Raw genomic sequence first — 14,014 nt, 5'->3', positions numbered from 1 at the left:
GCCACATCCCCTCCTCGTTCAGTCAATCAGCGTCTGTTTTCGGTCATCCAATCGAGGGCGTGATCCACCGCGTCCGCGAGCGAGAAGAGGGTCGCGGGCACGCCGGCCACCCGACCCCGGCGCATCCGCGAAGCCGGGAAGGCCGCGCCGATCTCCGCGAAATCCCCGTCGTCCAGGGCGACGTCCTCGAACGCGGTCCACTCCTCCCCCTGATCGCCCTCCGGAAGATTCACCTTCACCACACAGTCGTACATGCGCAAGGGGGGCTTTGGAATTCGATACTCCGCGAGATGGAAAGCCGTGCAGGCCGAAAATCCCACATTGATCAGGAGTACCTGGCCCCCCTCCCAACACAGCTTTCCCAGCGGCGACTCCTCACCCAGGTGGCATTCCCGCCGGTGGCCCGCGCACAGCCGCGCGGCGTCCGCGCCGAGCGCCGCGAAGGAGGTCTGCGGATGCGCGCTGCGCGCGGCCCCGGCGGTGGTGCGGACGGTCTCGGCGAACGCGCCCATCCCCTGGGAGGGGGTCCGCCCGGGGTCGAAGGCGGGCATCCGGGAGCGGAAGAGGGCCTTCTCGGGCTCCGTGAGGCCCTCGACCCGGGCCAGGTGGGCGGTGGAGGTGAGGGAGTTCTCCGGGGTGAACGTCGGCACCACCAGCGTGCCGTGGGGGCCCAGCACCCCCCTCAGCGCGTCGCGCAGCACCTCGGCCCGCAGCCCGGTGCCGCCGAGGGCGGCGTGGACCAGCAGCGGCCGGCGGGGCCGCACTCCGAGCGACCGCAGGTGCACGGCCAGGGCGTACGCCGAGCCGGGCACGGTTCCGGCGGGTGCCGGGCCGGGCACGGGTCCGGCGGTCGGCGGGCCGGCGGGGCGGTCCGGGTGGCCGGGTCGGTCCGCGTGGGCGGGCCCGCTCACGCGTCCACCGTCTTCAGCTCCCAGCGCAGCCGGGCCAGCAGGTGCTTGCCGTCCACCGTCAGCTCGGCGGCCTCCGACAGCCGGTCCAGGGCCCGGTGGATGCGGTCCGCCCCGTCCGGCTCGTGGGTGCCCGTCGCCCGCCGGTACGCCTCGACGGCGACCCGCTCGTGCACGTCGGCCAGCAGCCGCGACACCGGGACCGGGCGGGTCCGCCACGGCGAGGGGTGCTGCCAGGCCCCGTCCAGCGCGTACAGGTCGGCCACCTCCGTCAGGGCCCGCAGCCGGGCCCGTCGCCGGCCCGTCAGCAGGGCCAGGGCGGTCTCGCGGACCCCGGCGGCGTACGGGAGGCCGAGCGCGCCCGGCCCGTGGCGTCCGGCCTCGCCCCAACCCCCCGCGCGGGGGCCCCCGGCCAGCGGGGTCAGCGTGTCCAGCCCGGCGGCGGCCTCCCGGGCGAACCCGGGAACGGTGCGGTGCAGCAGGGCCCAGGCCGCGTCCAGCCGGCCCCGCCAGGCCTCCGCCTCGGCCGCCCCCAGGCGCAGCCGGGCCGGGCGCGCGAAGCAGTTGCGGTACGGGTCCAGGTCCTCCAGCGCCACCGGGGCGCGACCGGGCCCGGGGGACCAGCTCCGTACGGGCAGCCACCGCGCGTCCCCCGCCGTCGGGCCGAAGCGGTGCTCGGTGCGCCCGTCCCGCGCCGCGTACCCGCCGTCGGCGGCGCGCAGGACCGCCCGGCCGTCGGTGCCCGGGGCCCCGAGCCGCAGCAGCCCCAGCGTCGGCAGGTAGACCTCGCCGTCGCGGTAGGTCACCTCGGCCCGCGGTTCCAGCCCGCCGCGCAGCACGGCCGCGGCCGTCAGCGCGGCGAGCCGGCGGGCCGCCGCGGGGGCGTCCGGGCGTCCCCGGCGGACGCCCTCCAGGGCTTCCAGCACCCAGGTCCGGGTGAAGGGGTGCTCCAGGACCGCGGCCAGCGCCCGCGCCCCCGCCTCCCCGGCCTCCTCGATTCCGACCAGCAGCTCCCAGGCCCGGGCCCAGTCCGGGTCGGCGGCCAGGTCGCCGCCCAGCCGGGCCAGCAGGACGCGGGTCAGCTCCTCCTGGGACCGGGCCAGCTCGGCCGGGTCGGCCAGCTCGGGCGAGGTCGCGCGGGAGGCGGTGCGGCCCTCGACCCCGTCGACGAGCTCGCGCAGGTCGGAGCAGTAGACCGACGGGTGGTCGAAGCCGGGCCCGGCGGGTCCGTCCTCCCGGTAGCGGTGGGTGTACAGCCCGCCGCCGCACGAACGTACGACGGGGCAGCGCCGGCAGGTCTCGCTGACTCCCGCCAGACCCAGCTGCCGGGCACGGACCCCGGGGTGGGCGGCGACCCGGTCGAAGGCGTGGTCGAACACGTCGAACCCGGTGGCGGCGGCGCCGTCGAAGGCGCTCTTGAGGGAGTCGACCTGCTCCAGCGTCCCGTCGGTCTCGACGACCACGAGGTCGGTCGGCGCGAGCCCGAGGGACTCCGTCAGGCTGGGCCCGCCGCGCAGCGTCGACAGCAGGGACTCGAAGAGCCGTACGGGCACCGGCCGGCCCCGCTCCTCCCAGCGGTCGAAGACGCGCAGCAGCCAGCGGGCGTACGCGTCGGGGGCGCCGTCGGGGCGCGGGGGCGGCGTCTGCCAGGTGGCGTGCGGGAGGAGGAAGTCCACCCGGGGCGGCTCCAGTTCGACCAGCGCGTCCAGGACGGCGACGGGGTCGTTGGCCACGTCCACGGTGCACAACAGGCCCTGGTAGAGCCGGCGGTAGGGCGCGGAGCGCAACAGGTCGACCGCGGCCAGGACCAGGGGGTGGCTGCTGCGGCCGTCCGCGAAGCGGCGGTGGCGGTCGTTGGCGACGCGGTCCCCGTCGAGGCTGATGCCGACGCGGACGTCGTACTCGGCGAAGAGGTCCAGGAAACGACGGTCGAGCCGGAGGCCGTTGGTGTGGATGCGCAGGTCCAGCGCGGCCGTCCCGGCGAGGGCGCGGGTGAACTCCTCGCACACGAGGCGGAGTCGGTCCGGGCCCGCCAACAGGGGTTCCCCTCCGTGGAGGATCACCGTGACGGAGGGGAGCGCGTGCTCACGCGCGTGTTCGGCGAGCCGCGACGCGGTCTGGGAAATGACCCCGGGGGAGATCACCTTCGGCCGGGCTCGCCAGCTCTGATCTGCGTGTTCGTAGACGTAGCAATGATCACAAGCGAGGTCGCACCTGCTGTGGACCTTGAGGACGATCTCGCGAAATGCGATCAGGCCGGTCATATCCGCCAGTGTAGGGGCGGACTTCGCCGTCAGAGCGCGGAGTTGAAGATCGGTGCCTGAACGCGACGACCGGATTCCGACGGAAGGACGCGACCGAGTGCGGCGGTGGCGGAGGCACTACGGAAATCGATCTTCGCGACGGGGACCGGACGGTCCTTGACCGTGCTGGTCTGGGGGGTTGCGGGAGTGTTCACGGAACCGTCCTCGGGGAGGCCATGTGAAAGGGGGAGGGAATGACACCAACACGTCGCTGCTGTCAAGCGTGGACTTTACTCGTCCACCCCCCATTGGCAACCGAGACATGACGCCTGGTCAAGCGTTCTATGGAAAGAGGTGCGGATTTGTCGAGAGGGCGTATTCGGCCGTTCGCCGCAATGCAAGATCCATTCCAGTGTGGGTGTACGGGCGACCGGCGCCCGGTGCACGCGGGGTGCCGGCGGTGGGTACGTTGGGCCGATGACCACGCCCCCCGTGATCCTCCTGCTCTCCGGAAGCCTGCGCGCCGGCTCCTCCAACGAGTCCGTCCTGCGCACCGCGCAGGCCCTGGCCCCCGGCGTCCCCGGGTCGCCGCGCACCGTCCTGTACGACGGCCTCGGCGGGCTCCCGCACTTCAACCCCGATGACGACCGCGCCCCGTTGCCCGAGCCGGTGGCCCGGCTGCGGGAGGCCATCGCCGGGGCCTCCGCGCTGCTGATCTGCTGCCCGGAGTACGCGGGCACGCTGCCGGGCGCCTTCAAGAACCTGCTGGACTGGACCGTCGGGGGCACCGAGATCGGCGACAAGCCCGTCGCCTGGGTGAACGCGGCGGCCCCGGGCCGGGGCGAGGGCGCCTCGGCCGCCCTGCGCACGGTGCTCGGCTACACGGGCGCCGCCGTGGTGGACGGCGCCTGCGCGCGGATCCCGGTGGACGCCCGTACGGTCGACGCCGACGGGACGATCGCGGACCCGGCGGCGCGCGAGCGCCTGTCCGCGGCGCTCGGCTCCCTGATCGAGGCGGCGGCCGCCGCCACCGCCGCCGACGAACCCGCCTGAGCCGTGTCCCGCGGATGCCGCCGGGCGGCGCGCCCTACACCGGCTGTTGTTCGCCCAGCGGGGTCGGCGACTCGCGCAGCAGCCAGGTGAGTACGTCGGGCAGCGCGCGCAGCGCCGCGAAGTGGGCGGCGGCCGGGTCGATGGTGGTCGTGGCGCCGGGGATGCGCCGGCCCAGCCACCGGGAGTGGCCGACGGGGGAGAAGACGTCGAGCTCCCCGTGCCAGATGAGCACCGGGCAGCGGATGTCGGCGGGGTCGAAGCCCCAGGGGCCGCTGAAGGCGAGGATGTCGTCGATCCACCCCCACGCGGAGGTGCGCACGCCCTCCCGGTAGTTGCGCAGCAGCATCGCCCGCAACCCGGCGTCGGAGACGATCATGCGGTCGTTCGCGGTCAGTTCCCGGCGCAGCTCGTCCAGCAGGCGCCCCGGGTCGCGTCGGATGCCGGCGGCCCGGGGGATCATCCGGGCGACGAGCCGCTCGGGGTCGGTGCCGGCCGTGCTGTACGCCTCCACGTTGGAGGCGGCCATCCCGGCGAACCAGTCGAGGTCCTCCGCGTCCCTCGGGGCGAGGGGGACCAGGGCGGCCGTCCGCGTGACCCGTTCGGGCAGCAGCGCGGCGCAGGCCAGGGCGCCGGGTCCGCCGCCCGAGCGGCCGGCCACGGCGAAGCCGTCCAGGCCGAAGGCGTCGGCGACGGCGGCCACCTCCCGGGCGACGTCGGCGACGGTGCGGCCGGGATGGCGGTCGGAGCCGCCGTAGCCGGGCCGGTCGTAGGCGATGAGCTGCACGCGCCGCTGGTAGAGCACCATGCCCCGAGGGGCGGGCCCCAGGCGGCTGCCCGGCATGCCGTGGAGCAGGAAGACGGGTTTGCCGTCCGGGTCGCCCCAGCGCTCCGCGACGAGGGAGCGTCCCTCCGCGGTGCGCACTTCTCGGCGCACGCGTTCCTCCTTCGCGTCCGTCGACGTGGACCGTCACGACGTGGACCGTCAGGCCGATTGTGCTCCCGGGTGGGGGAATGCGGTAGGGCGCACTCGACCGGAATTCTTGTGAAAGTTTTCACAAGCGCACGCGGGTCCAAGGTCCTGATCTTCCTTCGCAGGTCAGAGCCGGTTTGTGGGGCAGGTGAACGCGTGTGAACGGTCCTTCGACCCGCCGGGAAAGGGCTTTTTCGGCGGGGCGGCTTCCGCTTTCGGGTGTCGAATTGAGTCATCAGGAAAACGGGTCACCGGTTCGGACCGGGTCGAAATGAAGGAGTTCCCGTCATGCAGGCCGACGAGAGGGTGGACGGACTGGTCCGCGGCGCACTGGGCGCGCTGGAGCGGTTCGAGGCGCTGGGTCAGGAGCAGGTCGACCACATCGTGAAGAAGGCCTCCCTGGCGGCGCTGGGGCGACACGGCGAACTCGCCCGGCTGGCGGTGGAGGAGACCGGCCGCGGCCTGTTCGAGGACAAGGCCGTCAAGAACCTCTTCGCGTGCGAGCACGTCGTGAACTCGATGCGCGGACTGAAGACCGCGGGCGTCATCCGCCGCGACGAGGTCGCCGGCATCACGGAGATCGCCGAGCCGGTGGGCGTGATCTGCGCGATGACCCCCGTCACCAACCCCACCTCCACCACGCTCTTCAAGGCCCTGATCGCCCTGAAGACCCGCAACCCGATCGTCTTCGCCTTCCACCCCTCCGCGCAGAACTGCTCCGTCGAGGCCGCCCGCACGGTGCGCGACGCCGCCGTCGCCGCCGGTGCCCCCGAGGACTGCGTCCAGTGGATCGAGGAGCCCTCGATGGAGGCCACCTCGGCCCTGATGAACCACCCGGGCGTCTCGACCATCCTCGCCACCGGCGGCAACGCCATGGTCAAGGCCGCCTACTCCTGCGGGAAGCCGGCCCTGGGCGTCGGCGCCGGCAACGTCCCGGCGTACGTCCACAAGAGCGCCAGGCTGGGCCGGGCGATCCACGACATCGCGCTCTCCAAGACCTTCGACAACGGCATGATCTGCGCCTCCGAGCAGGCCGTCATCCTCGACGCCGAGATCTACGAACGCGGCGTGGCCGAGTTCGAGCGGCTCGGGGCCCACGTGGTCACCGCCGCCGAGAAGACCAAGCTGGAGCAGTACGTCTTCGGTACGACGGCCCACGCCGCCGACTGCTCCGGCGCCCGCCTGAACGCGGCGGTCGTCGGCAAGTCCGCCCGGTGGATCGCCGAACAGGCCGGCTTCACGGTCCCCGAGGGCACCTCCCTCCTGCTCGCCGAGTGCCACGAGGTCGGCGAGGGCGAACCGCTCACCCGCGAGAAGCTCTCCCCGATCCTGGCCGTCCTGAAGGCGGACGACACCGGGCACGGCCTCGAACTCGCCGCGCGGATGGTCGAGTTCCACGGGCTGGGGCACAGCGCCGCCATCCACGCCGAGGACGAGGAGCTCGTCGAGGAGTTCGGCCGGCGGGTCAAGGCGGTCCGCGTCATCGCCAACTCGCCCTCCACCTTCGGCGGCATCGGCGACGTCTACAACGCCTTCCTGCCCTCGCTCACCCTCGGCTGCGGTTCGTACGGCCACAACTCGGTGTCCGACAACGTCAGCGCGGTCAACCTGATCAACGTCAAGCGGATCGGACGGCGCAACAACAACATGCAGTGGTTCAAGGTCCCGCCGAAGATCTACTTCGAGCGCAACTCCCTGCGCTACCTGGGGGCGATGGACGGCATCGGCCGCGTCTCGATCGTCACCGACAAGACGATGGTCTCCCTCGGCTTCGTCCAGCGGGTCACCGACATCCTGAACTCCCGTCCCGGCGCGGTCTCCATCCAGGTCATCGACAACGTCGAGCCCAACCCCGAGCTCGCCACCGTGCGCGCCGGCGCGGCGATGATGCGGGAGTTCGGCCCCGACACGATCATCGCCCTCGGCGGCGGCTCCCCGATGGACGCGGCCAAGATCATGTGGCTGATGTACGAGCGCCCGGAGGTGGAGTTCGCCGACACGAAGGAGAAGTTCTTCGACATCCGCAAGCGGGCCTACACCTTCCCCTCGCTCGGCGAGAAGGCCCGGCTGGTCGCCGTCCCGACCACCTCGGGCACCGGCTCCGAGGTCACCCCCTTCGCGGTCATCTCCGACCCGGTCGCGGCGCAGAAGTACCCGCTCGCCGACTACGCGCTGACCCCGAACGTGGCCATCGTCGACCCGGTCCTGTCGATGGGCCTGCCGCCCGAGGTGACGGCCGACTCCGGCTTCGACGCCCTGACCCACGCCACGGAGGCGTACGTGTCCGCGTACGCCAACGACTACACGGACGGGCTCTGCCTCCAGGCGATCAAGCTGATCTTCGAGAACCTGCAGCGGTGCGTGGTCGACGGCCCGAACGACCCCGAGGCCCGCGAGAAGATGCACAACGCCTCGACGGTGGCGGGCATGGCCTTCGCCAACGCCTTCCTCGGCCTGGTGCACGCCATGGCCCACACCCTGGGCAACACCTTCAAGGTGGCCCACGGCCGCACCAACGCGATCCTGCTGCCGCACGTGATCCGCCACAACGGCACGGTCACGCACAAGGCCACCCCGTGGCCGAAGGCGGAGGTCTACCGGGCGCCGGAGCGCTTCCAGGAGATCGCCCGGATGCTCGGCCTGCCGGCCGACACCGCCGCCGAGGGCGTCGAGTCCTACGCCCGGGCCGTCGAGGAGCTGCGCACGCGGTGCGGGATCCCCGCCTCCTTCGCCGAGCAGGGAGTCGACGAGGCCGCCTTCGTCGAGGCCCTCCCGCAGCAGACCGCGAACGCCTACGCCGACCAGTGCGCCCCGGCCAACCCGCGGATGCCGATGATCGACGACATGCGCCGGCTGATGCTCCAGGCCTACTACGGCAACGCGGAGGGAGCCCCGGCCGAGGGTCGCTGACCCGCCCGCCCCGACGCACGCGACGGCCCGCCCGGAGTCCTCAGGCTCCGGGCGGGCCGTCGCGTCGTATCCGGGTCGGGGTCGGGGCGGGCCTGCCGGGCGCCTCAGGCCGGGCGCCTCAGGCCGGGCGCCTCAGGCCGGCGGCACCAGCAGGGCCGCCGCCGAGCGGGCCCGCTCCAGCGCCCCGGCCCGGTCCGCGCCGCGCTGGCCGAGGACGACCCGGGTGCTCAGGCCGTCCAGCAGGGCCAGCAGCTCCGATGCCCGCGCCGGCACGTCCACCGGCGCGAGGCGGCCCTGCTCCACGCCCCGGGTCAGCAGCGCCTCCAGATCGCGCCGCCAGCCGTCGTCGATCTCCTCCTGGGCGGCCTTCAGCGGCTCGTTGGACGCCGTGCGCGCCCACAGTTCGATCCACAGCGTCCAGCGCGGGTCGCGGGGGCCCCGCGGCAGGTACAGCTCGATGAACTGGTCCAGCTTGCGCGCCGCCGTCACCCGGCGGGCCAGCAGGGCCCGGCGCTCCGCGGTGAGCAGTTCCTCGCTCCAGCGCAGGGCCTCCAGCAGGAGCCGGTCCTTGCTGCCGAAGTAGTACAGGATGTGGCCGCCGCTGGTGCCGAGCCGGTCGGCCAGCGCGGACATGGTGAGCGCGGCCAGTCCGTCCTCGGCGATGGCCCGCATGGCCTCTTCCAGCATCCGCTCCTGGGCGATCCGCCCGTCGCGCCGCCGCGCTGCTCCCGCCACCGCTCCCGCCCTCCGGATCTCCCTGGCCCGACCTTATCCCGGACAGGGTCTTGACGGGCTCGCCGTCGAACCCTCATCTTGAATGCCATTCAAGAACTTAGAACGGCATTCAAGATCGCTCGCGGCGCACCCGCGGCCCGATCGCAGTTCGCCCACCGCGCACACAGTCAGGGGTCCGTCATGGGGCAGCAGGAGACAGCCGACGTCGACGAGGTGTTCCGGGTCGAGACACACGGCATCGACCCCATCCCCGACTCCGAACGCCACGGCAGCGCCAAGGACCTCTTCTGGCTCTGGTTCGGCTCCAACCTCACCTTCACCTACGTGATCAACGGCGCCCTCGCCGTCGCCTTCGGGCTCTCCTTCTGGCAGGCCACCGCCGTCGTCGTGATCGGCGGACTGTCCTTCTTCGTCATCAGCGCCGCCGGCCTCGCCGGCATCCGCACCGGCACCGCCACCCTGGTCGTCTCCCGGGCCGCCTTCGGCGTGCGCGGCAACTTCCCGGCCGGTGTCCTCAACTGGGTGGTGAGCATCGGCTACACCATCGTCAACACCGTGGTCGGCACGCTCGCGCTGGAGGTCTTCCTCGCCGGGATCGGCGGGCCGGGCGGCACGACGGGCCGGGCCCTCGCCCTCGGGTTCACCCTCGCGCTGACCTTCGCCGTCGCCATGTGGGGCCACGCCACCGTGCAGTTCGCCGAACGCTGGATGGCCTACGTCCTCGCCGCCGGCTTCGGCGCCCTGCTCCTGTTCGTCCTGCCCGGCGCCGACACCGCCGCCCCGGCGACCCCCGCCGGGCTCTCCGGCTGGAGCCTGGCCTTCGTGGTCATGTTCGCCGGGCCGTTCTCGTACGTGCCCATGCCCGCCGACTACACCCGCTACCTGCCCCGCACCACCACGCTGAGGTCCATCACCTGGACCGGCGCCCTCGGCGGCTTCCTCTCCTCCGTCGCCCTCGGCGTCGCCGGCGTCGCCGCCGCCACCCAGACCGACATGACCGACGCCGTCGCCGGCGCCGAGAGCCTGCTGCCCGGCTGGTTCCAGCCGCTGTTCCTCGCCCTCGTCCTCGGCGGCTCCGTCACCAACTCGATCATCACGCTGTACTCCTCCAGCCTGAACCTCCAGGTCCTCGGCATCCCGTGGAACCGCGCCCGGGCCATCGTCATCAGCGCCGCCGTCACCGCGGTCGGCTCCCTCGCCGCCCTGTTCCTGACGGACTTCACCACCTCCCTGCTCTCCTTCCTCTCCCTCCTGATCATCGTGTTCGCGCCCTGGGGCGGCGTCTTCCTCGCCGACATGCTGCTGCGGCGCTGCCACTACGACGCCGACGCCCTGCACGCGGGCGCCGCCGGCGCCTACTGGTACCGCTCCGGCTACCACCCCGCCGGCCTGGCCGCCCTGCTCGCCGGCATGACCTTCGCCGCCCTGACCTGCGACTCCGAACTGTGGACCGGGCCGCTCGTCGCCCCGCTCGGCGGCGCCGACCTCACCCTGCTCGGCGCGCTCGTCTCCGGCCTCGTCTACTGGGCCCTCGCCCGCCGCCGCGTACCCGCCTACGCCCCGGCCGCCTGAGGGCCGCCCGGCGCCGCCCGCCCGGCGCCGCCCCCCCGCCGCCCGCCCCTCCGCACCGCATCGCCCCCCCCGCACACCGCACGGCACCCCTGGAGCACCACCCATGCCTCACCACCCCCTCCCCGCCGACCTGCTGCTCACCGGCGCCCGCGTCCACACCGTGGACCCCGACCTGCCCGAGGCCCAGGCCCTCGCCGTCCGCGACGGGCTGATCGTCTGGGTGGGCCCCGACGCCGAGGCCGACGCCTGGGCCGGCCCGGACACCGAACGCCTCGACGCGGGCGGCCGACTCGTCCTGCCCGGCTTCGTCGACGCCCACAACCACGTCCGCCTCGGCTCCGACGCCGACTGCGTGCAGCTGGCCGGGGCGAACACCCTGGAGGGCATCCACGAGCGGATATGGGCCTGGCACGTGGAGCACCCCGACGCCGAGTGGATCGAGGCCGAGGCCTTCGACTACTCGGCCCTGCCCGGCGGGCGGATGCCGTGCGCGGCCGACCTGGACCCCGTCACCGGGGACACGCCGGCGATCGTCCTCTCGTACGACGTCCACACGGCCTGGCTGAACACCGCCGCCATGCGCCGCCTCGGCGTCACCCGCGACCGCACCGACCTCCCCTTCGGCACCGCCGCCACGGACCCGGAGACCGGAGAGCCGACCGGCTTCGTCAAGGACTTCGCCGTCAAGGGCCTCTCCCGCGCCGGCCACCGGGCCCTGCGCGAGCTGGGCGTGCCCTGGGCCTCGCCCGACCGGCAGTACGGGCGCCTCGCCAAGAGCCTCGACGACGCCATCGGCTTCGGCATCACCACCGTCGTGGAACCGCAGAACTCCCTCGACGACCTGGAGCTGTACGAACGGGCCCGCGCCGAGGGCCGGCTGCGCTCCCGCGTCGTCGCCGCGCTCTTCCACCCGCGCGGCACGGACGACGCCGACCTGGACGAGTTCGCCGACGCGGCACGCCGCTTCGCCGACGACCGGCTGCGCGTGGGCCCGCTCAAGCTGTACATCGACGACGTGGTGGAACCCCGTACCGCCGCCCTGCTGGAGCCGTACACGGGCTGCGGACGCCACCGGGGCGAGACCTTCTATCCGGCGGAGGAGTTCGCGGACCTGTTGGCGAAGCTGGACGCGCGCGGGTTCCAGTGCTTCGTCCACGCCACCGGGGACCGGGGCATCCGTACCGTCCTGGACGCGGTGGCGCACGCCCGCGCGCTGAACGGCCCGCGCGACGCCCGCCACCAGGTCGTCCACGTGGAGTGCCTCGACCCCGAGGACGTGCCGCGCTTCGCGGAGCTGGGCGTGGTCGCCTGCATGCAGCCCCGCCACTGCGCGCCGGAGATCGCGGGCCCCGGCAAGGACTGGGCCGAGAACGTGGGGGAGGGGCGCTGGCACAAGGCGTGGCCGATGCGCAGCCTGCACGAGGCGGGGGCGACGCTCGCCTTCTCCAGCGACTGGAACGTCGCCGAGATGGACCCGATGATCGGCATCTACACGGCGGTCACCCGCCGCTCCCTCGACGGCGGCCCGGCGTGGCAGCCGCAGGAGACGGTCGACGTGGAGACGGCGGTGTACGGCTACACGATGGGCTCCGCCCGCGCCAACTTCCTCGACCGGGAGCGGGGTTCCCTCACGGTCGGCAAGGCGGCGGACTTCGTGGTCCTGTCCCGGGACATCCTGCGCGTCCCGCCGCAGGAGATCCTCGGCACCGTCGCCGAGACGGTGGTCGTGGCGGGAGAGGTGGTCCACACCGCGTAGGGCGGGCGCCGGCGGGGTCGGTTGCGGGCCGGGGCGTCAGGCCTCCGGGTGTTCCTCGGGGGCGAGGAAGCGGCCCATCGGCAGCACCTGGCGTCCCCAGGTGCTCGCCATGATCTGACCGGCGAGCAGGTACGTGGCCCCCAGCGCGGCGAGCAGGCCGGACCAGCCCGTGATCCGCAGCCACGTCTGGGATCCGGTGAACCCGCTGACCGTCATCCCGACGAAGACGACCAGCACGCACGTGAAGGTCGACAGCAGCACCAGGTGGATGCGCAGGCTGCCGAGCCACAGGACGAACACCACGAACACCCAGGGCAGGGTGAACACCGCGCTCACCTCTCCGCGCAGGTCCGCGTCCAGGCCCGGCAGCACCCACTGGAGGAGGCATGCCTTCGCCATCCAGAAGAGTCCGAAGCCGCCGAAGACGGTGGCGTGCCAGGTGTCGCCGCGTTGGGCCTGGAACAGCCCGGCGAGGAGTTGGGCGAGACCGCCGACGAAGAATCCGACCAGGGGCAGCACCGGGTGCCCGAGCCTTTCGGGGAGGATCCCCGCGTCGACTCCGGTCGCGATGACGGTGACCACGATGAAGCCGGTCAGGCCGAGGGCGCCCAGCTGGGCCTGGGCGCTCGGTTCCATCCGCTTGACGGAGACGGCCTGTTCGGCGGGCCCCTGCCGGTTGCGCAGGGCGGGGGTGTTCACCGGCTCCCGCCGCCCTCGCCGCCCTCGGCGCCCTCGGCGGCGAAGCGGGGGACGGACGGGGCGTCGTCGGGGAGGCCGCTGCCCACCGCGGCCCCCGGCCGGCCGCGCCGGAACACGGCGCAGGCGAGGGTGACGGCGGCGCCCACCACCGCCCAGGCGGCCAGCACCAGCATCGGGCCGCCCGCGCCGTTGCCCCGGAAGTAGGCGATGGAACGCGCGGCGTACGTCCCGGCCCCCGGCGGGAGCGCCGGTCCGATGGCGCTCCAGAACGGCGGCAGCAGAGGGTATGCGTAGGCGCCGCCCGCGCTCGGGTTGCCGAACACCACGATCAGCAGGATCGCCAGGCCGATGCCGACCACGCCCGCGAGCCCCTGGAGGGCCAGGGTGACGGCGCCGACGGCGAAGACGACCAGGGTGCCGAGTCCCCACAGGGCCGGCAGGGAGCCGGGCAGCGCGCCGAGGACCGGGCCGGCGATGATTGCGCCGAGCAGTCCGGCGACGAGGGCGTACAGCAGCAGCGCGCCGAGCCGGACGACGGCGCGGGCGGAGTTCGCGGGCCGGGCGCCGGCGCTGATCGCGAGGATCGCGGCGCACAGGTAGCCGCCCACGCACCAGCCGACGACCAGGTAGAAGGAGCTGAGCCCGCGGCTGTCGCCCCGGTCGGCGGGGGCCACGTCGACGACCCGCACCGCGCGCCCCCGCGCCACCTCGGCCCGGCCGACGACCTCCTCCAGGGCCTGGGAGAGGGAGGCCCCGCCGCCGCTCGCGACGAGGAGCCTGTCGGTCTTCCCGGCCGGGTCGACGATCAGGGCCCCGTCCACCTCCCGCTCGCGGATCCGGTGCGTGGCCTCGGCCTCGTCGGCGACGGTGCTGGGGTCCAGGGGCTTGCCGGGCAGCTCCGCGAGCTGCCGCGCCGTCTGCTCGGCCACCCCGGCGACGGGGGCCGCCACCGCGAGCGGGACCTCGTGCGGCTTCGGATGGTGGAAGGCGCCGATGTAGGAGGTGACGAAGGCCAGCTGGAGGGCCAGTACGCCCAGGACCAGCAGGGCGGCCCGGAGGGTCACGGCGTCCTTGACCTCGGCGAGGAAGCCGTGACCCTCCGGGCCGGCCTCGGGGTTCTGGGTGGGCTGGGTCATGCCCCCACGCTCCGGGCGGAGGGGGGCGGGCG

Annotated in this window: 10 protein-coding genes; 4 read left to right on the top strand and 6 right to left on the bottom strand. The window is 73.6% G+C overall.

The features are described from left to right. Positions 1-26: 26 nt before the first annotated feature. Positions 27-812, bottom strand: a complete 786-nt coding sequence (locus AB0D01_RS19120; RefSeq protein WP_363056748.1) for an AAC(3) family N-acetyltransferase — start codon at positions 810-812, stop codon at positions 27-29. A 95-nt stretch (positions 813-907) separates the two neighbouring features. Then, the gene (gene fxsB / locus AB0D01_RS19115; protein ID WP_363056650.1) at positions 908-3,172 is read right to left on the bottom strand and encodes a radical SAM/SPASM protein FxsB, inactivated metallohydrolase extension form; all 2,265 of its coding nucleotides are present in this window, start codon (positions 3,170-3,172) and stop codon (positions 908-910) included. A gap of 456 nt (positions 3,173-3,628) precedes the next feature. Between fxsB and AB0D01_RS19110 the strand changes: the two genes are divergently transcribed. Next, positions 3,629-4,204, top strand: a complete 576-nt coding sequence (locus AB0D01_RS19110; protein ID WP_363056649.1) for an NADPH-dependent FMN reductase — start codon at positions 3,629-3,631, stop codon at positions 4,202-4,204. A 34-nt stretch (positions 4,205-4,238) separates the two neighbouring features. Here the strand turns inward: AB0D01_RS19110 and AB0D01_RS19105 are convergent, their stop codons facing one another. Beyond that, positions 4,239-5,138, bottom strand: coding sequence for an alpha/beta hydrolase (locus AB0D01_RS19105; protein ID WP_363056647.1), 900 nt, complete (start codon positions 5,136-5,138; stop codon positions 4,239-4,241). Positions 5,139-5,462: 324 nt separating this feature from the next. Here AB0D01_RS19105 and adhE point away from each other — a divergent pair, with 324 nt between their 5' ends. Then, complete coding sequence (gene adhE / locus AB0D01_RS19100; protein WP_363056645.1) at positions 5,463-8,084, top strand: bifunctional acetaldehyde-CoA/alcohol dehydrogenase; 2,622 nt, start codon at positions 5,463-5,465, stop codon at positions 8,082-8,084. Between the two features lie 132 nt (positions 8,085-8,216). Here adhE and AB0D01_RS19095 read toward each other — a convergent pair whose 3' ends face one another. Further along, positions 8,217-8,819, bottom strand: a complete 603-nt coding sequence (locus tag AB0D01_RS19095; protein WP_363056643.1) for a TetR/AcrR family transcriptional regulator — start codon at positions 8,817-8,819, stop codon at positions 8,217-8,219. Positions 8,820-8,999: 180 nt separating this feature from the next. Between AB0D01_RS19095 and AB0D01_RS19090 the strand changes: the two genes are divergently transcribed. Further along, on the top strand, positions 9,000-10,391 hold the full coding sequence (locus AB0D01_RS19090) for a cytosine permease (RefSeq protein ID WP_363056641.1): 1,392 nt from the start codon (positions 9,000-9,002) through the stop codon (positions 10,389-10,391). Between the two features lie 103 nt (positions 10,392-10,494). Beyond that, entirely contained in the window at positions 10,495-12,147 is a 1,653-nt protein-coding gene (locus AB0D01_RS19085; protein WP_363056639.1) for an amidohydrolase, read from the top strand. 36 nt (positions 12,148-12,183) lie between these two features. On the opposite strand, the gene AB0D01_RS19080 is transcribed toward AB0D01_RS19085, so the two are convergent. Together AB0D01_RS19080 and AB0D01_RS19075 are read right to left on the bottom strand one after the other, a co-directional pair. Next, positions 12,184-12,846: an acetate uptake transporter gene (locus AB0D01_RS19080; RefSeq protein WP_363056637.1), complete on the bottom strand. Its 663-nt coding sequence runs from the start codon at positions 12,844-12,846 to the stop codon at positions 12,184-12,186. Then, the gene (locus AB0D01_RS19075) at positions 12,843-13,982 is read right to left on the bottom strand and encodes a DUF3533 domain-containing protein (RefSeq protein WP_363056635.1); all 1,140 of its coding nucleotides are present in this window, start codon (positions 13,980-13,982) and stop codon (positions 12,843-12,845) included. The genes AB0D01_RS19080 and AB0D01_RS19075 overlap by 4 nt, the downstream gene beginning before the upstream one ends. Positions 13,983-14,014 lie beyond the last annotated feature (32 nt).

Origin of the sequence: Streptomyces sp. NPDC048606 (assembly GCF_040650855.1) — a bacterium.
Taxonomy (GTDB): Bacteria; Actinomycetota; Actinomycetes; order Streptomycetales; family Streptomycetaceae; genus Streptomyces.
Note: the sequence above shows the minus strand (reverse complement) of the source record. Positions and strands in the feature narration are given on the sequence as shown.